Genomic DNA, 22,637 nt, shown 5'->3' on the forward strand with positions numbered 1-22,637 from the left:
TTGGATATTTAAGTTGATAAATATATTCTTACATAAGGATTAAAAGAGATAAAAGGGGGTTAAAAGTATGAGTGAAATAATCAAATCAAATAGAACAAAAGGAATAATATGTATAATAGCATCGGCATTAGGATTTGCTCTTATGTCTGCGTGTGTAAAATTAGCTGGAGATTTACCAAATTTCCAAAAAGTATTTTTTAGAAATTTAGTATCAGCATTAGTAGCACTATATTTAATAATGAAGCATAAAGGAAGCTTAACAGGTAAAAAAGAGAATAGGAAACTTTTAATTCTTAGGTCAGCTTTTGGAACACTAGGAGTTATTCTTAATTTTTACGCCATTGATAAATTAGTTTTATCAGATGCAAATATGTTAAATAAACTTAGTCCATTTCTTGTAGTAATACTTTGTGCAATATTCTTAAAAGAAAAAATAAATAAAGTACAAATAGGTTCAATTATAATAGCATTTATAGGAGCTTTGTTTATTATAAAACCTACATTTAGTATAGAGGTTATACCATATATAATAGGTGTTATGGGAGCTTTATTCGCAGCATCTGCATATACTTGCCTAAGAGCTATTGGAAATAAAGAAGAGTCTTATACAATAGTATTTTTCTTCTCAATGTTTTCACTTATTACAATTTTACCAGCATTTATATATGTATATGAACCAATGACTTTAGCTCAATTATCTTATTTAATTTTAGCAGGAGTATTTGCAAGCTTAGGACAATTTGGAATAACTTTAGCATATAGATATGCACCAGCTAAAGAAATATCTATATTTGATTATAGTAATATAATTTTCTCTGCAATTTTAAGTATATTCTTATTTAATCAAATACCAGATATGTTAAGTATAGTTGGATATTTAATAGTATTTTCTGCAGCATTTTATATATTTTTATATAATAAAAAATTAGATAAAATAGAAAATAGAAAATAGGTATAAAAAAGAGTTTGAATTAATTTAATTTATATAATAATATTGTTGTGTGGAAAATTAACTTAAAATAAATGATAAGGTGTGAATAAATGGACGATTTAAAAAAAGCGATTGATGAAATAACTAGTCAAGAAATAATTAAAATAGTTATAAGTAACAAAATGAACAAAGATGTTGAGTATAATAAAATAACATTTGGATTAAAAGAAAGTAATAAAGGAACATATTATCAAATAGAAAAGTATACTGACAAGCAGGTATTCCATGAAAATATTGATAAGAATGATTTAAAAAATAAAGTTTTAGAATATATATTATCTAACTATAAGAATTTAGCAGCATGGTCAAATGATAATACTTTTGATTTAAAAATATCTAAAAAAGGTAAAGTATTTTTAAGTAAAAAGAAGAGTGATAATGTAAAGATTGTAAACAAAGGACATAATAAAGAAAAAAATTATATTCTTAAAGAAGGTATGATAATTCAGCCTCTTATAGATTTAGGCGTATTTACTAAAGAAGGTAAAGTGGTCAATTCTAAGTATGATAAATACAAGCAAATAAATAGATTTGTAGAAATTATAGATGATGAAATTAAAAAAAATGATTATAAAGACCTTACTATACTAGATTTTGGATGTGGAAAATCGTATTTAACATTTGTTCTATATTATTATTTTGTAGAAATCAAAAAAATCAATGTAAAAATGATAGGCCTAGATCTTAAGGCTGATGTAATTAAAAAATGTAATGATATAGCCAAAAGATATAATTATGAAAATTTACATTTTGAAATTGGAGATGTAAATGGATTTAAATATAACAATAAGGTTGATATGGTAATTACATTACATGCATGTGATACAGCGACTGATTATGCTTTATACAATGCGATAAAGTGGAATAGTAAGATGATTTTCTCGGTTCCTTGTTGTCAACATGAGTTTAATCATCAGATGAAAGCGAAGTCTTTAGATATATTAACTAAATATGGTATAGTTCAAGAAAGAGTGGCAGCACTTATGACTGATGCAGCTAGAGCTAACTTATTAGAAAGTGTTGGCTATAAAACTCAGCTTTTAGAATTTATAGACATAGCACACTCTCCTAAGAACATATTAATTAGAGCTTCAAAGAGTAATATATCTAAGGACAAAAAGGAAAAATCATTAAATGAGGTTAAAACTTTAATGGACCAATTTAATTTTAATCCTACATTATTTAACTTGTTAAAAGAAGATAATTTGATTTAATATATAAAACCCTGTAGCTATAAAAAATTAGTTACAGGGTTTTTATCTATATTAATTCAATTGATATTTTTAGTATATATCCTTCTTTATTTGCAGAAGTTAATTCGTTTAAAATTTCTTTTATATAAGAATGATTTCCTATTCTTAGATTATTTTTGCTTATATAATCATACATTTTATCAAAGGTAGATTCTACTGTTACATAATAGCCTTTATGATATCCAACTAAATATAGACCTTTTTTCTTAATATACATTTTAGAAGTAGGGATATTTTTATCTACTAATTGCAAGGTGTGTTCACGCTCTAGTTTATATCCGTTATCTGTATGAGCAATGTCTAATAATAAGCACATTGAGTCACTAAGATCATAGTGGTGAACATACTCACTAAGATTATCTTTAATAATTTCATACATATCCTCATCAGTAGAAACTTTTAGGGATCTACCTAAAATATAGTATTCTTCATCATGATATTCAATATTAAATGTGGAAAAGTCAATATCAGAAGCAAACCTAATTTTATCAACTCGATTTTGTAGTGTATATTGAAGATTTTTTAACTTATTAATCTCTTTATCAATAGCATTAATTTTATCTACAAAAATTTCTTCTATTTGTTTAGGTGTACGATTATCTAAATGATATTTTATTTTAGATAATGGCATACCTAAATCCTTCATAATAGATATAAAGTAAAATAATGTTAATTGTTCATGGGAGTATAATCTATATCCGTTATCATCAAAAGCTTCAGGTTTTAAAAGACCTATATCATCATAATGAAACAATGTATGCTTTTTTACATTACAAAGTTTAGCAAATTCTCCTGTTGAAAGGTACCTTAATTTTTTTCTCATATTTTAAAATCTCCTATTGACTATAGTGTTACCCTATACCTTATTATATCATAATAGAAGAAAGAAAATTCAAGAGATTAAAGATATAAATAATTAGTTTTTAGTCAAGAATCAATATTTATGAAAGAAGGGAATATTTAAATGGATAATAAAAATGTTGCACTAGGAAGTGGAAGCATTGGTAAGTTGCTATTAAGCTTAGCAGTTCCAACAATAGTCGCACAAATGGTGAACCTATTATATAACATAATAGATAGAATATATATAGGTAGAATGGTAAGCGGAGATCTAGCAATGGCAGGTATTGGGATAGCAATGCCTATAATAATGTTAATTTCTGCATTTAGTGCATTAATTGGTAATGGTGGAGCTCCATTAGTGGCTATTAAAATGGGAGAGGAAAATAATGATGAAGCTGAAAAAATAATGAGTAATAGCTTCTCTGTTCTTATTATAATATCAATAATTTTAACAACAATATTTTTAGCTTTCAGAGAACCAATACTTTGGGCATTTGGGGCGAGTGAAGCAACTATAGGTTACTCGATGGACTACTTAACAATATATGTTATGGGTACTATATTTGTACAAATATCATTAGGTATGAATCCGTTTATCAATACTCAAGGTTTTACAAAGATAGGAATGTATACCGTATCTATAGGAGCTATAATAAACATAATTCTTGATCCTATATTTATATTTGGATTAGATATGGGAGTTAAAGGTGCGGCACTTGCTAGTATAATAGCACAGGCTGTTTCTGCAATATGGGTATTAAAGTTTTTAATTGGGAAAAAGAGTATTTTAAAAATTAGAAAAAATACTTAATGCCAAGTAAGAAAGTAATATTACCTGTTTTAGCTTTAGGTATAGCGCCATTTATTATGCAAAGTACAGAGAGTATAGTTTTGATTAGTTTAAATAATCAATTATCAAAATTTGGTGGAGATCTAGCTGTTGGTGCTATGGCTATAATGAGTAGTATAATGCAGATGATTACGCTCCCACTTATGGGGCTTACTCAAGGTGCGCAACCAATAATAAGCTATAACTATGGAGCTAAAAGCTTAGATAGAGTTAAAAAAGCATTTAAGTTATTACTAATAAGTTGTTTATCATACTCAGCAATCGCGGTTACTTTAATAATGTTATTCCCGTCTGTGTTTGTAAGTATATTTAATAATAAACCAGAACTTGTTGAAGTTACATCATGGGCTATGAGAATATACTTCCCAGGTATGGCAATATTTGGAGCACAGATAGCTTGTCAACAAACATTCTTATCATTAGGTCAAGCGAAAATATCTTTATTACTAGCATTACTAAGAAAGATAGTATTATTAGTTCCTTTAATATTTATACTACCAGCTATATTAGAAAATGGATTCCAAGCAGTATTACTAGCTGAGCCAATTTCTGATATTTTAGCAGCAACAACAACTTTAATTTGTTTCATGAAGTTTTATAAGAAAACACTAAGCTCTAATCTTGAAGCTCAACAAGAAATATAAAAATATATAAGAGAATATATCTTAATGGTTTAAACATTAAGGTGTATTCTTTTTTTTATGCCTTATAAAAATTTAATTTATAAAATTAAAGAAATGATTTATACTTGTATTATTAGTTTCAAAAAAATTAGACAAATAAAGTTTATCATATTGTCATAAAAGTTAATCAATTTTACAAAGCTAATTGAAAAATAGTATAAAACATTATAAATTTTATTAGTGAATTATTGAATTCAATGGAATTATAAGGGGGATAATGTTTTATATGTCGATTATGGAAGATATAAAAAAGCTAAAGGATAAACTAGAATTTGAGATAGAACAATGTGATTTAGCAAAATTAACACATAGTAATATAGTTGGAATAAGTCAAGAATTAGATAAATTAATTATAGAGTATATGCAAATGGAACAGGATAGTTTTACATAGAAAAAATAATATGAAAAGTTCTAACAGGCAATATAATATGTTTTACCCAAAATGTCGTTAATAGGCGATTTATCAAAAAAAATAATCGTTTTTGTAAGAAATATTGATTATTTATATAAAAAAACTTAAAATTTATATGATGGGTTATTATATAAAATATTTGTTTATAAAATTAATATAGATAATAATAAATTAAAATAAAATCGGGAAATATAGTATAAATTAATACTTATAAATATTTGTATAGATAGAATTCATTATATTGGTGAATTCTATTTCTGTCATTACATATATTTTACATTTATTGGAAATGGAAAGTATATGTAATGTCAGAAATAGAAAATTAAACTTTGGTTGGTGGGGGAGATATGTACAATATAGCAATTTGTGAAGATGAAATAATTCAAGCGAATCAATTAGAACGTCTATTTAGAAAATACGAAAAAAATGAAAATGTAGTATTTAATATAGATAAATTTTCATCTGGAGAGCTATTGATAGATAACGGGTATGATAAATATGATATTATAGTGTTAGATATAAAAATGGAGAAAATCAATGGAATAGAAGTTGCTAAAATAATTAGAAAAACTAATGAAAACATTAAGTTAATGTTTGTAACAGCAATGGAAAAGTATTGGCCAGAAGGATACAATGTAAATGCTTTTAGGTATATAGTAAAACCAATAGACGAAAATAAGTTTTATGAAGAAATAAATAATATAATCAACGCAGTTAATAAAACAAAAGCTTTTATAACTATTAATAATGATGGAAATTTAAAAACTATATCAATTAATAATATAAAATATTTAGAAATACTACATCGGAAAGTTCATATAAATACAATCTCAGGGGTATATACTAGTAATCAGACATTAAGGTATTGGAATAAGAAATTATATTCTTATGGATTTGCAAATCCTCATAGTAGTTATTTAGTTAATATGAAATATGTAACGGGAATATCTAAGGAAAAAGTAACACTATTAGATGGAGAGACAATATACGTTTCACAGAGAAAATATAAAGATTTCAAAAATAGATTTATAAAATATATAGGTCAAATATAGATTATAAAAAATTCACCTTATACAGGTGATTTTTTATTTTAAAGGGGGGAGTGCTACAATATGAAAAAAAAGAAATTAGAAAGTACACCATATATGTTTATTATGGCAACTTGTATAGTATTTATAGTTATACTCTCAACAAGCTATATTTTAAGGATAAATAAAATTCATGTTAGTAATATAAATGAAATATATAGAATAGTTGAAGGATCTAAAAAAGAAACTATAAAGGAAATTATAGATAATACTATAAATGAAATAGATATTGAACGAGAATATACATACATTGAATCTAAAAAATCTATTAAAGGATTAGAGAAAATAGTAGAGGTATTGTCAGGAGAAGATTTAAAAGATTACATTAAAGAACTACCTAGTGTAGAATCATTTATTTGGGACAAAGAACAATCAAAAGTAGTTTATTCTGAAAATACAATTATAAATGAAGAAGTTATAAAGAACAATGAAGATTTAGAGAATTATTTGAAAAATTACGAATTTTATATAGATAAAGAATTAAAAAATTCTAAGCAATTACTTATACTAGGAATATCAAAAGAAAATTTTGAGAAAAAAACAAAAAGTATAATAGAAAGAAAAATAAGAAATACAAAATTAAATGATAATAAATATATATCGATAAAAGAAGTAGTAAATTATGATGGAGGATATAATTATGCAAAAAATATTGTAAATCCATATGATAGAAGTTCAGAGGGCAAATATAGATCAACAAATGATAAAGATCATAGTGGAAATTTAATCTTTAAAGAAGAACTAGAAGGAATAAAAAAATATGGAGAAACATTTTATAATATTTACTATGACTATCCTTATGATGTTTCTTATAAAAAAGATAAAAGTGAAAAGGATAAAGATATTGTTTACTCAAAATTATATCCAGAATATAATTGGATTATATCTACATCAACAAGCATAGATGATATAAAAGATATTCTTTATCAGGAGATAAAATCTTTTGAAAAAGATGTAAGATATCAAATCAGCATTACTATAGTAACAGCTATATCATGTTTTATTATAGCAGGAATACTTGCAGTTACTATTTATAATTCTAAAAAACTAAGGCAAAGAGAACTGGATAAACAAAAAAGCAAAATCATATTACAGCATTATAATATATTAGAGAACAAGTATGATCAAACAAAACAAGTTATACATGATATAAAAAATCATTTAATATGTATAAAAGGATTAGCAAAAGAGCTAGATGTAAAAAAAGTAATTGAATATGTAGACAGTATAAATACGGATATAAGTCAGTTATCTCATTCTACTATAACGGGAAATAGATTAGTAGATATTATTATAAATGAAAAAACATTGCTTATGAAAGAAAGTAATATAAACTTTACTCATGAAATACAAAATATAAATATGAATTTCATATCAGATAAAGATGTATGTACTATAATAACTAACCTATTAGATAATGCTATTGATAGTTGTAAAAAAAGTGAATCTAAAAACATATTATTAAAAATCCATTGTTTTAATAATAGTTTTATTATTATAAAACTTATAAATAGTTGTGATGAAGGCCCTATGTTTAAACTAAACAAATTTATTACAAGCAAAAAAGAAGATGAATTTCATGGTTATGGTATAAGAAATATTAATAAATCTATAAAAAGATATTCTGGAAATTTAGACTGGGAATACAATGAAAAAAATAGAGAATTTCATATGGTTATAATGATACCTATTGAAGTAGATAGAAATAATCAGTAAAAATGCTTAATATAAATTTTATAAATATACATAAAGCAAAATTGTGTAACATATATATATAACAAAGCATATATAAGTTATATACACTATTGAATTTAGTTAGAAATATAATTATATATTGCTAAAATTTCAATAAAGGTATATAATAAATAATACAAATAAATAAGATTCCCTTGAAGGGGAGTAGCTTTCACGAAAGTGATAATCAATCGTCATTTCGGATGTATAGATCCCGGTTGATTAGCGAGTACATAAGCTTGTTAGCAAGACCTTCTAAGTAGATTAAAATTCTACTTTGGAGGTCTTTTTTATTTTCAAAAATTTATAAATTAAAATAAATATAAAAAAATTGGAGAAAATAATTATAGAAAAATTGGAGGATGATTATGTTTTATAAAAAAGAGTTTAAAGATGTAGTAAATTTACTTGGAAGTAATACAAGTGGATTATCAGAAACAGAAGCTAAAACCAGATTGGAAAAGCATGGATATAATGAGTTGGAGGAAAAAGGTAAAACACCAACATGGAAATTATTTGTAGATAGTTTTAAAGATCCGCTAGTTATAATTCTTTTAATTGCAGCTTTAGTTCAAGTGTTCTTAGGAGAGATGGTTGAGTCAGCAATAATATTTACAGTTTTAATACTTAACTCTGTATTAGGAGTTGTTCAAACTAGAAAAGCAGAAGGTTCACTTGCAAGTTTAAAGCAACTATCGGTTCCAAATGCTAAGGTAATAAGAGACAATAAAAAAGTTACAATACCATCAAGAGAATTAGTACCGGGAGATATAGTTATTTTAGAAGCAGGAGATTATGTACCTTCAGATGGTAGAATAATGGAAGCTCAAACTTTCAAAGTTGTAGAAGGTATGTTAACTGGAGAGTCAGAACCAGTACTTAAACATGAAGAAAAAATAGACAAAGAAGTTCCACTAGGTGATCAAAAAAATATGGTATTTAGTGGTTCTATGGTAGTATACGGAAGAGCTACGTATATTGTAACTGAGAGTGGTATGAAAACTGAAGTTGGTAAGATAGCCAACTTACTAGAAAATGCTGAAAGTAAGCAAACACCACTTCAGCATAAGTTAGATGATTTTGGGAAGAAGCTTGGAGTAGGAATAGTTATATTAGCAGCCATAATATTTGGAGTTCAAGTATTTAGAGGTGCTGAGTTAATTGATTCATTTATGTTTGCAATAGCAATAGCAGTAGCGGCTATACCAGAAGCATTATCTTCAATAGTTACAATAGTTTTAGCAGTTGGAACTAATATAATGGCAAAAAAACAAGCTGTAATAAGAAAATTACCAGCAGTTGAAACTTTAGGCTCAACAAGCGTTATATGTACTGATAAAACAGGTACACTAACTCAAAACAAAATGACAGTAGTAAATTCTTATATGTATGGAATTAAAGAAGGTATATTAGATGAAAATATATCTGGTAAAGAAGTAGCGCTAGATAATATGGCAAATCAAGAGTGGGATTTATCTTTAGCATCTATACTATGTAATGACTCAGATGTAACTAATGAAGGTGTAGAAATAGGAGATCCAACTGAAGTAGCTCTTATAAATTATGCAGATAAAAATAATTTAGATTATAAAAAGCTAAGAGAAAAATATAGTAGATTAAATGAATTACCATTTGATAGTGATAGAAAACTTATGTCTACTATAAATAAAGTAGATAATGAAATAGTAATGTTTACTAAAGGAGCTCCAGATATAGTATTTAGTAGATGTAAGTATGCACTAAATAATGGAGAAATAGTACCAATAAGTGAAGAAATAATAAATAAATATAAAAGTATAAATGAAGAATTTTCAAATAAAGCATTAAGAGTTCTAGCATTTGCTAGCAAAGGTATAAAAGATGAAAACTTTGTACCATCAATTGAAGATGAATGTGATTTAACTCTTATAGGTATAATGGCAATGATAGACCCTCCGAGAGAAGAGGTATATGAAGCAGTAGCTGAAGCTAAAAATTCAGGTATAAAAACTGTAATGATAACAGGCGACCATAAGACAACGGCAGCTGCAATAGCAAAAGATATAGGTATTATGGTAGATGGAGATTTAGCACTTACAGGTCAAGAACTAGATGCTTTAAGTGATTTAGAGCTAGATGAAAAATTAGAAAAGATATCAGTATATGCTAGAGTTTCGCCAGAAAACAAAATAAGAATAGTAAAGGCATGGCAAAGAAAAGGTAAAGTTTGTGCTATGACAGGAGATGGGGTAAATGATGCTCCAGCTTTAAAACAAGCAGATATAGGTATTGGTATGGGTAGTGGTACTGAAGTTGCAAAAGATGCATCAGCTATGGTATTACTTGATGATAACTTCTCAACAATAGTAAATGCTGTTGAGGTAGGTAGGACAGTTTATAATAATATAAAAAAATCAATAACATATCTTTTCTCAGGTAACTTAGGAGGGATAATAGCTATATTATTCGCGGTAATGGCTGACTGGGCAAATCCATTTACAACATTACAATTATTATTTATCAACTTAGTAACAGACTCATTACCAGCAATAGCACTTGGGCTTGAGAAACCAGAAAAAGGTGTTATGAATAATCCTCCTAGAGACCCTAATGAAAGTATATTAGCAGGAGGAACATTAAAAACTGTATTAGTTAGAGGTAGTATAATAGGTATAGTTACAATAATAGCTCAGTATATAGGTATGAAACATTCACCAGGGTTAGGTACAGCAATGGCTTTTGCAACACTTACTTTATCTAGAATACTACAAACATTTGCATCAAGATCTAATAGTGAGACTATATTTAAATTAGGAATCACAAGTAATAAATATGCATTAGGTGCAGTTGTTATATGTTTATGTATGTTCTCAGTAACATTAATACCATTTATGAGAGATATATTTGCTATTCCACAATCATTTGAATTAACAAGTGCTGTTACATGTTTTGTTTTAGCAATAGTTGCAGGTTTATCAATGGAAATAAGCAAATCAATAACAAAATAATATTATATAAAAAAATAAGCAGAAGTATTTTATCTCTGCTTATTTTTTATGTGTTTATAAATTAACTGTTTCAGTAAATAAGTAAGTTAGCTATAATATTTATAAATGTAGGATAACTTTACTTATAAATAAAAACATATAGAATTTAATAATATAATGATAATTTATAATTAACAAAATACAAAACTAGAAGGGACATAAATATGAATATAGCAATAATGGCTTGTAGAAAATTAGTATCTAAATGCTCTGGTTCAGGGTGCTTTAAAGCATATAATAATTCAGAAAAAGCTTTTGAGATTTATAAGGATAAAAGCTGTGAACTTAGTAGTTTCTTTTACTGTTCAGGATGTAATGAAACAATTACACATGATGAGGATTGGAGTCATAAAATTAATCAGCTTAAAAATAACAATGTAGAGATAATTCACTTGGCTTATTGTATTAAAGTAGAATGCAAACATTATGAAAAACATGAAGATATGCTATCTAAAGAAGGATTTAAAATAGTTCATGGAAGTCACTAAAATATAAATAAACAATATTTTTTGTTGTTTACTTATCATAAATTAAGTATAAAACAAATAAAAATAATATAAGTATTTATTATAAGGATGAGAGGATATCGATAATGAAATCTATAAAGATATGTATAGGTAGTGCATGTCACATCAAAGGTTCAGAAGAAGTTATAGAAATATTTAAGAATTTAATTAGTAAATATAATCTTGAAGATAAAGTTGAACTCCTTGCATCATTTTGTTTGGGTAAATGCACAAAAGCAGTTTCAGTTATGAGGTGGGATGGAGAAATTTTATCTGTATGCAAGGAAAATGCAAAAGATATATTTGAAAAAAATATAATGCCATATATTTAAAGGGGGGATTTATTTGTGGTTTGTCAATTTTTCTAAAACAAATTGCAAAAACTGTTATGCATGTGTAAGAGTATGCCCTGTAAATGCAATTAGAGTTAAAGATGAAAAAGCTAGAATTATTAAAGAAAGATGTATAGTATGTGGAAGATGTTCAAAGGCATGTCCACAAAATACTAAAGGAATTAGATCGGAAAAAAGTATAGTAAAACATTTCTTAAAAAGTAAAGAAAAAGTAGTAGCATCTATTGCTCCTAGCTTTATATCTACATTTGGGGAGAATAGTTCAAAGATACCTAATGCACTTAAAACGCTAGGATTTGATTATGTGGAAGAAACAATATCAGCTGTAGATCCTATAATAAAAGAATATAATATATATGCAAATAAAGATGAAGAAAATACATATATAACAAGTTTTTGCCCATCAGTTAATAATCTTATTCAAAAACACTATCCAGAAATTATAAATAATTTAATACCAGTTGTATCTCCATTTATATGCCATGGAAACATGCTAAAAGAAAAATATGGTGAAGATGTAAAAGTAGTTTTTATAGGACCATGCTTAGCTAAAAAGGTAGAGGCATATGACAATGAATCTATAGATGCAGTACTTACATTTGAAGAATTAGAAAAATGGATTAAATCAGAAAATATAAATTTGAAAGAGTTAGAAGAAAGTGCATTTAATAATATATCACTTCATAAACGATTATTTCCAATAGTAGGCCAGCCAATTAAAGACATTAGTAATCAAGATACTAAAAAAAATATTATATCAGTAGATGGAATAGAAGAATGCATTCAGATTTTAGAGTCCATAAAAAGAGGGAAATTTAAAAATACATTACTTGAAATGAGTTGTTGTAGACATAGTTGTATAGGTGGATCTGGAATGCCTGAAGATGGTATAAGCTGTTATGAACGTAAACAAAATCTTAGTAAATATGCAAATAATTTGTTAATTAAAAATAAAGAAGGAATAAATGACGAAAATAATTATCTATCAAAGATATGTGTACATAAAGAATTTCAATCATTAAATATACCACTTAGAATTCCAAGTGAAGAAGAAGTAGAAGAAATACTTAATACTATGGGAAAATATAAAAAAAGTGATGAATTAAATTGTGGTAGTTGTGGATATAAAACTTGCAGAGAAAAGGCAGTAGCAGTATACAACAACATGGCAGAAATAAATATGTGTATGCCATTTATGAGAGAAAAGTCAGAAAACATAACAAATATAATTTTTGACACAACCCCTAATATGATAGTAATAACTAATAAGGATTTAGATATTATTCAGTTAAATCATGCAGCTAGAAAATTTTTTAATATGGAAAGGGAAGTAGTAAAAGGACTACCAATAGTAATGTTTTTGGAAGAAGAAAAATTTTATAATGTAAAAAATAATAACAAAAATATATATAAAGAAAAAGTAACTATTAAGCAATATGATTCAACTATTATACAAAGTATAATTTGGGTAGAACAGAGTCAACTTATGATATGGATTGCAGATGATATTACTAGAAATGAGTATATTGAAAAGAAACTTCAAAATATGAAAATAGATGCTATTAATATGGCCCAAAAGGTTATTAATAAACAAATGACTGTAGCGCAAGAAATTGCCAGCCTTTTAGGTGAGACGACAGCTGAAACTAAAGTTACTTTAACTCAGCTTAAAAATCTTATTCAGGAGGAAGAGGAAAATATATAATGGAATTTTTTATAGATTTTGCAAGTGGTAGTTTAAATAAGTATGGAGAAGAGTTATGTGGAGATAAGGTTGAGTTTTATAATGGAGAAGATAGTTTTATTGCAGTATTATCTGATGGCCTAGGAAGTGGTGTTAAGGCAAATATACTAGCAACACTAACATCAAAAATAGCTATCACTATGTTAAAAGAAGGTTTACCAATTGAAGAGGTAGTAGATACAATTATTCATACACTACCAGTATGCTCTGTTAGAAAACTAGCCTATTCTACCTTTACAATTATAAAGATAGATAAAGATGGAATGGCATATGTGGTTGAGTTTGACAATCCAAGTATATTTTTTCTAAATGATAGACATATAAAAAAATTAGAATGGGACACTATAGAAATAAATGGAAAAAAAATAAAGGAAAGTAAATTTAAATTAGAAGAAAAGGATGTTCTTGTATTTGTAAGTGATGGTGTTATTCATGCAGGCGCAGGAATAGTATTAAACCTAGGATGGAAATGGGAAGATATAGACAAATACTTAAGACAATACACAAACAAAGATATGTCAGTTAAGATAATTACTAATATGCTATTAGGAGCATGCGATCAACTTTACATACAAAAGCCGGGGGATGATGCAACTGTAGCCACAATAAAAGTCATTAGACCAAAGAAAGCCACTTTATTTTCAGGGCCTCCTATAGACTCTAATATGGATAAAAAAGTAGTAGAGGAACTTATGAATACTGTTGGTAAAAAGATTGTTTGCGGTGGTACAGCAGGTAATATAGTAGCTAGAGAATTAGGTGAAAATATAAAAGTAAGTTTTGAGGTAATCGATAAAGAGGTACCTCCCATGGGATATATAAAAGGAGTTGATCTTGTTACAGAAGGTGTATTAACAATAAAAAAGGCAACAGAAAAGTTAGAAAAGCTTAAAGTAGCAACAGATTTAGATTTTATTTATAAAGAAGATGGAGCATCTAAACTTGCTAAAATACTATTTGAGGATTGTACACATATAAAAATGATTATTGGAAGAACGATTAACCCTGCACATCAGAATCCAGATTTTCCGAATGAACTGAGCATAAAATTATATGTATTAAATGAGCTTAAAAAAGTACTTTTAGATTTAGGGAAAATCGTAGAAATTGAATATTATTAAGATATATAAAGGGTCTAATATTTAAATATTAGGCCCTTTATATTTTTACAGTATACAAAATATTATTCTACGGCATAGTTATAAACTATTAAATATAGTATAATTATTTAGAGAAAATAAGGGGAATTTGTCTAAAAGGAGTAAAAAATGATAAAAATAAATAAGTACAAAATTGTACTCATTGCAATATTATTTATATCATCAATTTCAATAAATAGTATATATGCATATGACAACATAACTTTTAAAAATATTAATATTGAAGATGGTCTATCTCAGTCTACGGTACAAGCAATACTTCAAGATAGCAAAGGTTACATATGGCTAGGAACAAATGATGGGCTTAATAGGTATAATGGTTATGATATGAAAGTTTATAAAAATGATGATAGTGAAGAAAGTATATCTGATAATTATATATTAAATATAGCTGAAGATAAAAAAGGTAATGTATGGATTTCAACTTGCTATGGGTTAAGCAAAATCAATATTAACAGTGGGAAAGTAAAAAATTATTATGATGATAAAGATAATGGAAACTTATCTCATTATTATACTAGTTCCATTTTGATAACTGAAAAAAATGAAGTGTTAGTCGGAACATCTAATGGAATAAATATTTATGACGAAGAAACAGATAGCTTTAAAAGAATATTAGATGAAAAAGGTGATATAACTAGTCAAGATATATCTAATATGAAAATTGATATAGAAGGTAATATATGGATAGCAACAAGAGATGGATTAAATAAGATTAATATAAAAAATAAAAAAATAGATAAATATTATTCTGGACGTGAAAATGGTATAAGTGGAAATGATGTATATGGGCTTCTTAGTGATAAAAATGGGTATATATGGGCATCTACCAGGGGGTATGGACTAAATAAAATAAATATAAAAACTAATGAAATAACAATATATAAACATGACGAGAAAGATAATAAATCAATACCAGAAGACTATACTAGAAATATGCTTCAAGATAAAAGAGGAGATATATGGATAGGAACTGATAATGGGTTGGCCAGATATATAGCTAAAGATGATAATTTTATAACGTATACAAATAAACAGCATGATGCTAACAGTTTAATAAACAATACTGTATATACAGTTATAGAAGATAAGAGTGGGTTAATATGGGTTGGAACTTATGCTGGAATAAGTATATTTGATCCAAGTCATAAAATTAGCCATTATAAAAATGATCCGTTTAGCACAAATTCTCTTAGTGATAATGTAATACACGGAATTTATGAAGATGAAGAAGGATTGGTATGGGCTGGGACTAAAGATAATGGTGTAAATATAATAAATATAAAAAATAATGAAGTTAAACATATAAATAAAGGTGATACTAAATTCGATTTAAATAGTAATTCAATAAAGGTTATAACAGGAAAAGATAATACTATTTGGATTGGAAGCAGAGAAGGATTAAATAAAGTAAATAAAAAAGATATGACTGTAAAATCCTATACTACTAAAGATGGACTAGTAGGAAATAATATAAAGAGTTTACTTTTAGATAGAAAAGGATATTTATGGATTGGAACTCCTGATGGTCTTAGCATTTTGAATACGAAAGACGATAGTATAACAGATTTAACCCCAATACTTAAAGATTATGGAATAGATGATATATATATTGAAGAAATTTATGAAGATAGGGATGGCGTTTATTGGATAGGTACATTTATAGGAGGGGGATTAATAAAAATAGATCCCAATTCTACTAGTGAGCCATTAAAGAATTACAAAAATACTGATGGAGAAAATGGAAGAAATAATAATAATATAAATACTATAAGGTCTATAGTAGAAGACAAATATGGGTACTTATGGATAGGAACTAATTACGGATTAAATAAATTTGATAAAACTACTGGAAAATTTACTACATATACTCAAAAAGACGGGTTAGCTAATAATACAGTTTATGGAGTTTTATTAGATAATAAGAATAACCCTTGGGTTAGTACAAATAATGGAATATCAAAACTAGATGTAAATACAAAGGAATTTAGAAATTTGAGCATTGTAGATGGATTACAAAGTAATGAATTTAATGGTAAGGCAGCTTATAAAGGTAGAAATGGAGAATTTCTATTTGGTGGTATTAATGGGTTAAATATTTTTAATCCAGATGAAATTGTAAACTTAGAATATTGTCCAGATGTTGTTTTTGACGATTTAGAAGTACAAGGAAAAGAATATAAAAATATAAATAATAAGGTGTTTAGATATGATGAAAACACAATAAGAATAAAGTATTTTATACCAGATTATAAAAACAATAAAAATATACAATACCAATACAAAATGGAAGGGTTAAATGATAAATGGATTCTAGTAAATAATAATGAAGCTATATACTCAGATTTAGATCCTGGAGAGTATACATTTAAAATAAAAGCTAGAAATCAAAATGGTGTTATGGGAAAAGAAAGTATCCTAAAATTTACAATAAATCCTCCATTTTGGCAAAGTCAAGCGGCTATTGTATTATATGCACTTATAATTATTATTTTAGTTTATAGAACTACAACTAAAGTAAAAAGGTTAGATGTACTAGTAGAAAAAAGAACTAAGCAATTAAGAGATGAAATGAAAAAAAATAACAAGCTTTTAAACCAAGTTATAAAGCTTGAAAAAAATAAAAATAATTATTTTATAAACTTGTCTCATGAACTTAGAACTCCTTTAAATGTAATTAATTCAATAGAACAATTAATTACAGAACTTAATAAGTCTGAAAAAGGAATAAGCAAAGATAAACTATCTCATTATATGGATGTATTAAAGAAAAATTCAAAAAGACTATTGAATTTAATAAATAATATAATAGATACTAATAAAATTGAACATGGAAACTATAAAATTAATTTAGATAAATATGATATTGTGTATATAGTTGAAGAAGCTGCATTAGGTTTAAAGGAATATATTGAATCTAGGGAAATTGAGTTAATAATAGATACAGATGTAGAAGAAAAATATATAATTTGTGATGAAGATGAAATAGATAGATGTATCGTTAATTTAGTTAGTAATGCTGCAAAATTTACACCAGAAGGTGGAAAAATTACAGTTGATATAAGTGATTTAGGAGATAAAGTTAAAATAAGTGTAAAAGATACTGGAATCGGAATCGATGAAAAATACCACAAATCTATATTTGATAGATTTAATCAAGTTATTGATCCAGATTCTGAGACAAAAGGAGGAAGTGGTTTAGGACTTACTATAACAAAGCATATAATTGATCTTCATAAAGGTGAGATATATGTAAAAAGTAAGAAAGATAAAGGTAGTGAGTTTATAATTATACTTCCAAATACTATAGAAAAAATTTAATAATAAACAATAAAAAACTTGTGTTTATAAAATGCAAGTTTTTGTTTTTTTATAGTAATTATTTGAAAATTATTTTTTATTATGTGATATTAATATATAATTAAAATATACATACACTTAAAATAGAGGGGAAATTAATTAATGAGGCTGTTTTTTAATAAGTTAGATGAGCATATTTTGGTAATGAATAATGATGGAGATATAAAATTTTGTAATGATAAATTATTATTAAAATTACAATATGAAGAAAAAGAGATATCCAATATAAATATATCTAATATATTATTCGGTCAAAATAACTCCATAACAGAGTTATTAAAATATAAAAATAAAGGGAAAATAGATTTGAACTTATATTCAAAATCAAACAAAATAATATCTATGAGTTGTAAAATAATTGAAGACATATACAATAATGAAAGTTTGATTTTTGTTATAGGTAAAGAAATATGTGAAAAGTGCTATTCAATAAAAGATTTAGAAATACTATTAGATAAATCTCCATTTACTGCTTGGATTAAGGATGTGAATGGAAAATATTTGTATGTAAATAAAGCTTATGAAGAGAGTTTACTTAAAAGTAAATCAGAAATTTTAGGAAAATATGATAAAGATATATGGTGTTTAGAAAATGCAACAAAATATATAAAAATAGATAAAGAAATAATAAATAGCAAGAGAGCTAAGTCTTATGAAGAAAAGTTTACATGTAATGGAAAAGAAGAATGGTTTGAAAAATTTAAATATCCTGTAGCTGATGAAAATGGTAATTTAAAGTATATACTTGGGGTTGGAAAAAGTATTACTGCAGAAAAAAACTTAAAAGATAAAATTGCAGACAATTATTCTGAGATAGCTACATTAAATAATTTAATAAATAGTGATAAAGAAATTGACTTATATGGGTTACTAGAAAAGATATGCAAAAATGTATTAGAACATATAGAATCAGATGGAATCTCTATAATGTTATACAATTCGGACAAGGAAATACTAGAGCCTAAAGTTAAAATTGATTATGCCAATAAGGTCATCCCTAGAGATTGTTTTATAAATCTACCGAGGCATAAGGCTTTAGAAATTGTAGAAAAGAATTACAATGAGGGGATCAAAAGTATTAATGAAGTAGAAAACCTTATAGTTATAGATTCATCTGCAGAACAAGATATAGAATATATAGGAACGTACAATATTTCTCTTAATAATGAGCTTATTGGAATGCTAAATTTTAGCTATAAGAAAGGAAATACTCCTAAACATGATTTAGATAGCGATATAAAAATAATTTGTATGCAGATTGCTGTAATTATTAAAAATTTTAAATTATCTCAAGAAGTTAAAATAGAATTTGAAAAAAGAAAAGAAACGGAAAATAAATTAGAGGTCTTTTTAGAGACGGCAGCTGATATTGTAGGAATTATAGACTGTAAAGGGAATATAAAAAAGGTAAGTATGTCATGGACTAAAATTCTCGGATGGAGTAGTGAAGAGCTATTATCAATGAATTGGAATGAAATTATCCATCCTGAAGACAAAGAAAGCTTTGATGATATCTGGATTGAACTTAAAAATAATAAAAGCACGATGCGTGGACAAAGAAGATATTTATGTAAAAATGGTGAGTATAGATGGCTATATGTCAATGTTATGTATCTAGAAGATGAAAATGAATACGCAATGGCTGCTAGAGATATTACAGAAGAAAAAAAGATAAAGGAAGAGAAAAAGGCATTACAAGAAGCTGTTGAACTGGAAAGTGTAAAAAATGAATTTTTTGCTAATATATCTCATGAATTTAAGACTCCTATTAATATAATTCTTGGAACTATGCAGTTACTAAAGAAAAAAGTAAATCAAGGTTCTATATATTGTAATGATGATACAAATTTATTAAATTATATTAACTCAATAAAACAAAATTCATATAGGCTATTAAGATTAGTAAATAACTTAATCGATATGACGAGAATAGATACTGGATATTATGAGATAAATCTTAAAAATTATGATATTGTAAAAATAGTAGAAGATATAACTATGTCTGTAACTCAATACGTTGAAAATAAAGGTATAGATATAGTCTTTGATACTAATGTTGAAGAGTCTATTATAGCTTGTGATCCAGATAAAATAGAGCGAATTATGCTTAATATTTTATCTAATGCAATTAAGTATACCGATAAAAATGGTGAAATTATGGTAGATTTGAATCAAGTTAATGAAAAAGTTACAGTTTCTATAAAAGATAACGGAGTAGGTATATCTGAAGAAAAGCTAGACTTTATTTTTGAAAGATTTGGACAAGCCAGCAATGCATTAACAAGAAAGTGTGAAGGTAGTGGTATTGGATTATCATTAGTTAAGTCGCTTGTAAATATGCATGGTGGAGAAATATATGTGAAAAGCAGTAAAGGAGAAGGAACTGAATTTATATTTGAAATTCCAATAAAAATTGTAGATAAAAAAAATGAAAATATAAATAACAATGATTATGAAGAACTTAGAATTGAAAAATGTAATATAGAATTTTCAGATATATATTCTTAATAAAAAGATAATAATAAAACACTGATAGATATCAGTGTTTTTTATTTATTGTTTACTTTTACTAATACTTGAGTTAAATAATTCTCATATCCTTTAACTGATACTTCATCTAAAATATACTCTTCATAGGAATAATCGTCTAAAGTTAAATTATTTTCATCTATGAATAGTAATATTTTATCGTAAGTTTCTTTTATATTTTCATAGCTACCTTGATGATAAGCAACTAGATACAATCCTTTAGGTTTAATATAAATAAAAGGGCTAGATTGTAAATCATCTACTTTTGTGTATAAGTAAGAATATCCATTATGATCACCTTTTAAAATATTATCGTGATTAATAATTGCTCCTATAGAGTATCCAATATTCAAATTATTGCAAATGCAGTAGTTCATATGATCTGATACAGCTTTAAAAAAGCCTTTATCACTTGTATTGTCAATAGGATTACTAAGTATTAAATACTCTTCATCTTGTACCTCTAGACTTATTTTAGAGTGATTAACATTACAAGCTTTTTCTGTTATATCAATTTTGGTCTCCATTAATGTACGAATTCTATCTAAATTTTCGATTTCTTTATTTACTTCTTTTATCTTACTTTTAAAAAGATTAATTAAAGAACTAGGTGTTCTATTATCTAAATAAGATTTAATTTCCTTTAAAGGCATATTAATTTCCTTTAAAATTGTAATAACACTGAAAATTTCAAATTGCTGATAAGAATAGTATCTATATCCATTTTCATCTTTTATCTCAGGGCAAAAAATTCCTATATTATCATAATGAAAGAGAGTTTGTTTCTTGACATTGCAAAGTTTTGCAAATTCTCCAGTGGTAAAATATTTCTCTAAATTTTTATTCATAAATAACTCCTTCTATTGACTATACAGTAACAGTATATACTATGATGATATCATAGCAATATTGATATAGCAATTAATTGAATAAGTAATAAAATATTGAAATAATACTAACTTGAAAGGGCAAATTATGAATATAGAGATTAAAAAAGTAAGTGATAAAAATATAGAAGATATATTAAATTTAAAAGTAAATGAAAATCAAAATTCTTATATTGAGTCTACTAAAGAGTGCTTAGAAGAAGCAGATGAATGCAAATTTTATGAACCAGCAGGGCTTTATATAAATGGTATTTTAGTTGGATTTGCGATGTATGGATTTTTTCCTAGAGAAGGTGAAAAGGGAAGAGTATGGTTAGATAGATTTTTAATAGATAAAAAATATCAAGGAAAAGGCCTTGGTAGAAAAATGTTAGATAGTCTAATAAAGCATTTATCTAATAAGTATATGTGTGAAGAAATATTTTTAAGTTTATATGAAAATAACCAAGGGGCTTTGTATTTATATAAAAAATTTGGATTTAAGTTTAATGGAGAATTGGATGTTAATCAAGAAAAAGTAATGGTAAAAAAATTATAAAATCTAATATTGTTATGAAAACTACATAAATATTTATGTAGTTTTTTATTTGTAAAATAATAAAAAAGATAAATTTATTAGAATTAATATTTAAATATTGTTTCTAAATATGATAAAAATGGAGAAAAAAATACATAAAACAATATTCACAACCAAAAAAATACAATTTGGTACAAAATGCTTGAAATGGATACTTTAAACTGTTATTATTTATGCATTATAAAAAGCTAATGTCAATAGTGTAAATATCAGGGGAAAAGTATATGGAAAAAATATTTAAAGTTAGATTTATATTAATATTATTTTCATTGTTTTGTATGTTAAATATAAAATCATATGCAGATAGTGATGTAAATAATAATGAAGAAATAATAAAAGTAGGTTTTTATGACCATAAGCCATATTATTTTAAAAATAAAAGGGAAAAGAAGATGGGTACTACCACGATCTATTAAACGCATTAATCAAAGATACTGGTATTAAATATAAGTATATAGAATGTGACTTTTCCGATTCTGTAAATAAACTAGAAAAGGGGGAAATAGATTTATTATTTGGCTTACATAGGACAGATGAAAGAATGGAAAAATTTATATATACAAGTAATTATATAGAGATGGAAATGTACAAAATTTATACAAGAAAAGATATAAGATATGGTCAACTAGATAAATTAGAGG

19 protein-coding genes are annotated in these 22,637 nt (G+C 26.0%); 17 read left to right on the forward strand and 2 right to left on the reverse strand.

Annotation, left to right across the window (positions count from 1 at the left end; translation table 11 throughout):
* The first annotated feature begins 67 nt into the window (after positions 1–67).
* Together BN899_RS13950 and BN899_RS13955 are read left to right on the forward strand one after the other, a co-directional pair.
* Complete coding sequence (locus tag BN899_RS13950; RefSeq protein WP_042276576.1) at positions 68–952, forward strand: DMT family transporter; 885 nt, start codon at positions 68–70, stop codon at positions 950–952.
* Between the two features lie 89 nt (positions 953–1,041).
* Positions 1,042–2,205: a class I SAM-dependent methyltransferase gene (locus BN899_RS13955; protein WP_042276578.1), complete on the forward strand. Its 1,164-nt coding sequence runs from the start codon at positions 1,042–1,044 to the stop codon at positions 2,203–2,205.
* Between the two features lie 46 nt (positions 2,206–2,251).
* On the opposite strand, the gene BN899_RS13960 is transcribed toward BN899_RS13955, so the two are convergent.
* Positions 2,252–3,067 (reverse strand): MerR family transcriptional regulator, encoded by an 816-nt coding sequence (locus tag BN899_RS13960; RefSeq protein WP_042276580.1) that lies wholly within the window; start codon positions 3,065–3,067, stop codon positions 2,252–2,254.
* A gap of 141 nt (positions 3,068–3,208) precedes the next feature.
* On the opposite strand from BN899_RS13960, the gene BN899_RS21070 reads away from it, so the two are divergent.
* The 12 genes from BN899_RS21070 (at position 3,209) to BN899_RS14010 (ending at position 20,511) form a co-directional block, all read left to right on the forward strand.
* Complete coding sequence (locus BN899_RS21070; RefSeq protein ID WP_330362566.1) at positions 3,209–3,898, forward strand: MATE family efflux transporter; 690 nt, start codon at positions 3,209–3,211, stop codon at positions 3,896–3,898.
* Positions 3,898–4,581: an MATE family efflux transporter gene (locus BN899_RS21075; protein WP_330362567.1), complete on the forward strand. Its 684-nt coding sequence runs from the start codon at positions 3,898–3,900 to the stop codon at positions 4,579–4,581. Before BN899_RS21070 ends, BN899_RS21075 begins: the two co-directional genes overlap by 1 nt.
* Positions 4,582–4,846: 265 nt before the next feature.
* A complete protein-coding gene (locus BN899_RS18710) occupies positions 4,847–5,011 on the forward strand; it encodes an aspartyl-phosphate phosphatase Spo0E family protein (RefSeq protein ID WP_161628751.1) in 165 nt (54 codons plus the stop codon).
* A gap of 368 nt (positions 5,012–5,379) precedes the next feature.
* A complete protein-coding gene (locus BN899_RS13970; RefSeq protein ID WP_042276582.1) occupies positions 5,380–6,084 on the forward strand; it encodes a LytR/AlgR family response regulator transcription factor in 705 nt (234 codons plus the stop codon).
* Positions 6,085–6,144: 60 nt separating this feature from the next.
* The gene (locus tag BN899_RS13975; RefSeq protein ID WP_042276585.1) at positions 6,145–7,836 is read left to right on the forward strand and encodes a GHKL domain-containing protein; all 1,692 of its coding nucleotides are present in this window, start codon (positions 6,145–6,147) and stop codon (positions 7,834–7,836) included.
* A gap of 386 nt (positions 7,837–8,222) precedes the next feature.
* Positions 8,223–10,841 (forward strand): cation-translocating P-type ATPase, encoded by a 2,619-nt coding sequence (locus tag BN899_RS13980; protein WP_042276589.1) that lies wholly within the window; start codon positions 8,223–8,225, stop codon positions 10,839–10,841.
* A gap of 203 nt (positions 10,842–11,044) precedes the next feature.
* A complete protein-coding gene (locus BN899_RS13985; protein ID WP_042276592.1) occupies positions 11,045–11,368 on the forward strand; it encodes a CGGC domain-containing protein in 324 nt (107 codons plus the stop codon).
* Between the two features lie 104 nt (positions 11,369–11,472).
* Positions 11,473–11,718, forward strand: coding sequence for a (2Fe-2S) ferredoxin domain-containing protein (locus BN899_RS13990; protein WP_042276594.1), 246 nt, complete (start codon positions 11,473–11,475; stop codon positions 11,716–11,718).
* A gap of 13 nt (positions 11,719–11,731) precedes the next feature.
* Positions 11,732–13,444 (forward strand): [Fe-Fe] hydrogenase large subunit C-terminal domain-containing protein, encoded by a 1,713-nt coding sequence (locus BN899_RS13995; RefSeq protein ID WP_042276596.1) that lies wholly within the window; start codon positions 11,732–11,734, stop codon positions 13,442–13,444.
* Complete coding sequence (locus BN899_RS14000; protein WP_042276598.1) at positions 13,444–14,604, forward strand: SpoIIE family protein phosphatase; 1,161 nt, start codon at positions 13,444–13,446, stop codon at positions 14,602–14,604. The genes BN899_RS13995 and BN899_RS14000 overlap by 1 nt, the downstream gene beginning before the upstream one ends.
* Before the next feature lie 147 nt (positions 14,605–14,751).
* Positions 14,752–17,964, forward strand: a complete 3,213-nt coding sequence (locus tag BN899_RS14005) for a ligand-binding sensor domain-containing protein (RefSeq protein WP_042276600.1) — start codon at positions 14,752–14,754, stop codon at positions 17,962–17,964.
* 141 nt (positions 17,965–18,105) lie between these two features.
* Complete coding sequence (locus tag BN899_RS14010; protein WP_052356862.1) at positions 18,106–20,511, forward strand: PAS domain S-box protein; 2,406 nt, start codon at positions 18,106–18,108, stop codon at positions 20,509–20,511.
* Positions 20,512–20,552: 41 nt separating this feature from the next.
* On the opposite strand, the gene BN899_RS14015 is transcribed toward BN899_RS14010, so the two are convergent.
* Positions 20,553–21,380, reverse strand: coding sequence for a MerR family transcriptional regulator (locus tag BN899_RS14015; protein WP_042276602.1), 828 nt, complete (start codon positions 21,378–21,380; stop codon positions 20,553–20,555).
* 127 nt (positions 21,381–21,507) lie between these two features.
* Here BN899_RS14015 and BN899_RS14020 point away from each other — a divergent pair, with 127 nt between their 5' ends.
* The 3 genes from BN899_RS14020 to BN899_RS21020 all read left to right on the forward strand — a co-directional run.
* Entirely contained in the window at positions 21,508–21,957 is a 450-nt protein-coding gene (locus BN899_RS14020) for a GNAT family N-acetyltransferase (RefSeq protein WP_042276604.1), read from the forward strand.
* A gap of 263 nt (positions 21,958–22,220) precedes the next feature.
* Positions 22,221–22,412 carry a hypothetical protein gene (locus BN899_RS14025; protein ID WP_042276606.1) on the forward strand — a complete coding sequence of 64 codons (192 nt, stop codon included), beginning with the start codon at positions 22,221–22,223 and terminating at the stop codon, positions 22,410–22,412.
* Positions 22,413–22,435: 23 nt separating this feature from the next.
* Positions 22,436–22,637: transporter substrate-binding domain-containing protein (locus BN899_RS21020; RefSeq protein ID WP_350339261.1), on the forward strand; the 202-nt coding region annotated here is incomplete at its 3' end.

It is taken from the genome of Faecalimicrobium dakarense (assembly GCF_000499525.1).
Classification (GTDB): Bacteria; Bacillota; Clostridia; order Peptostreptococcales; family Peptostreptococcaceae; genus Faecalimicrobium; species Faecalimicrobium dakarense.

Coding starts and splice junctions, on each gene's coding strand:
- BN899_RS21070 (WP_330362566.1), top strand. CDS start 3,209: ATGGATAATAAAAATGTTGCACTAGGAAGTGGAAGCATTGGTAAGTTG.
- BN899_RS14005 (WP_042276600.1), top strand. CDS start 14,752: ATGATAAAAATAAATAAGTACAAAATTGTACTCATTGCAATATTATTT.
- BN899_RS13975 (WP_042276585.1), top strand. CDS start 6,145: ATGAAAAAAAAGAAATTAGAAAGTACACCATATATGTTTATTATGGCA.
- BN899_RS13980 (WP_042276589.1), top strand. CDS start 8,223: ATGTTTTATAAAAAAGAGTTTAAAGATGTAGTAAATTTACTTGGAAGT.
- BN899_RS13955 (WP_042276578.1), top strand. CDS start 1,042: ATGGACGATTTAAAAAAAGCGATTGATGAAATAACTAGTCAAGAAATA.
- BN899_RS13950 (WP_042276576.1), top strand. CDS start 68: ATGAGTGAAATAATCAAATCAAATAGAACAAAAGGAATAATATGTATA.
- BN899_RS14025 (WP_042276606.1), top strand. CDS start 22,221: ATGGAAAAAATATTTAAAGTTAGATTTATATTAATATTATTTTCATTG.
- BN899_RS14020 (WP_042276604.1), top strand. CDS start 21,508: ATGAATATAGAGATTAAAAAAGTAAGTGATAAAAATATAGAAGATATA.
- BN899_RS13985 (WP_042276592.1), top strand. CDS start 11,045: ATGAATATAGCAATAATGGCTTGTAGAAAATTAGTATCTAAATGCTCT.
- BN899_RS14010 (WP_052356862.1), top strand. CDS start 18,106: ATGAGGCTGTTTTTTAATAAGTTAGATGAGCATATTTTGGTAATGAAT.
- BN899_RS13990 (WP_042276594.1), top strand. CDS start 11,473: ATGAAATCTATAAAGATATGTATAGGTAGTGCATGTCACATCAAAGGT.
- BN899_RS14015 (WP_042276602.1), bottom strand. CDS start 21,380: ATGAATAAAAATTTAGAGAAATATTTTACCACTGGAGAATTTGCAAAA.
- BN899_RS14000 (WP_042276598.1), top strand. CDS start 13,444: ATGGAATTTTTTATAGATTTTGCAAGTGGTAGTTTAAATAAGTATGGA.
- BN899_RS13970 (WP_042276582.1), top strand. CDS start 5,380: ATGTACAATATAGCAATTTGTGAAGATGAAATAATTCAAGCGAATCAA.
- BN899_RS21075 (WP_330362567.1), top strand. CDS start 3,898: ATGCCAAGTAAGAAAGTAATATTACCTGTTTTAGCTTTAGGTATAGCG.
- BN899_RS18710 (WP_161628751.1), top strand. CDS start 4,847: ATGTCGATTATGGAAGATATAAAAAAGCTAAAGGATAAACTAGAATTT.
- BN899_RS13960 (WP_042276580.1), bottom strand. CDS start 3,067: ATGAGAAAAAAATTAAGGTACCTTTCAACAGGAGAATTTGCTAAACTT.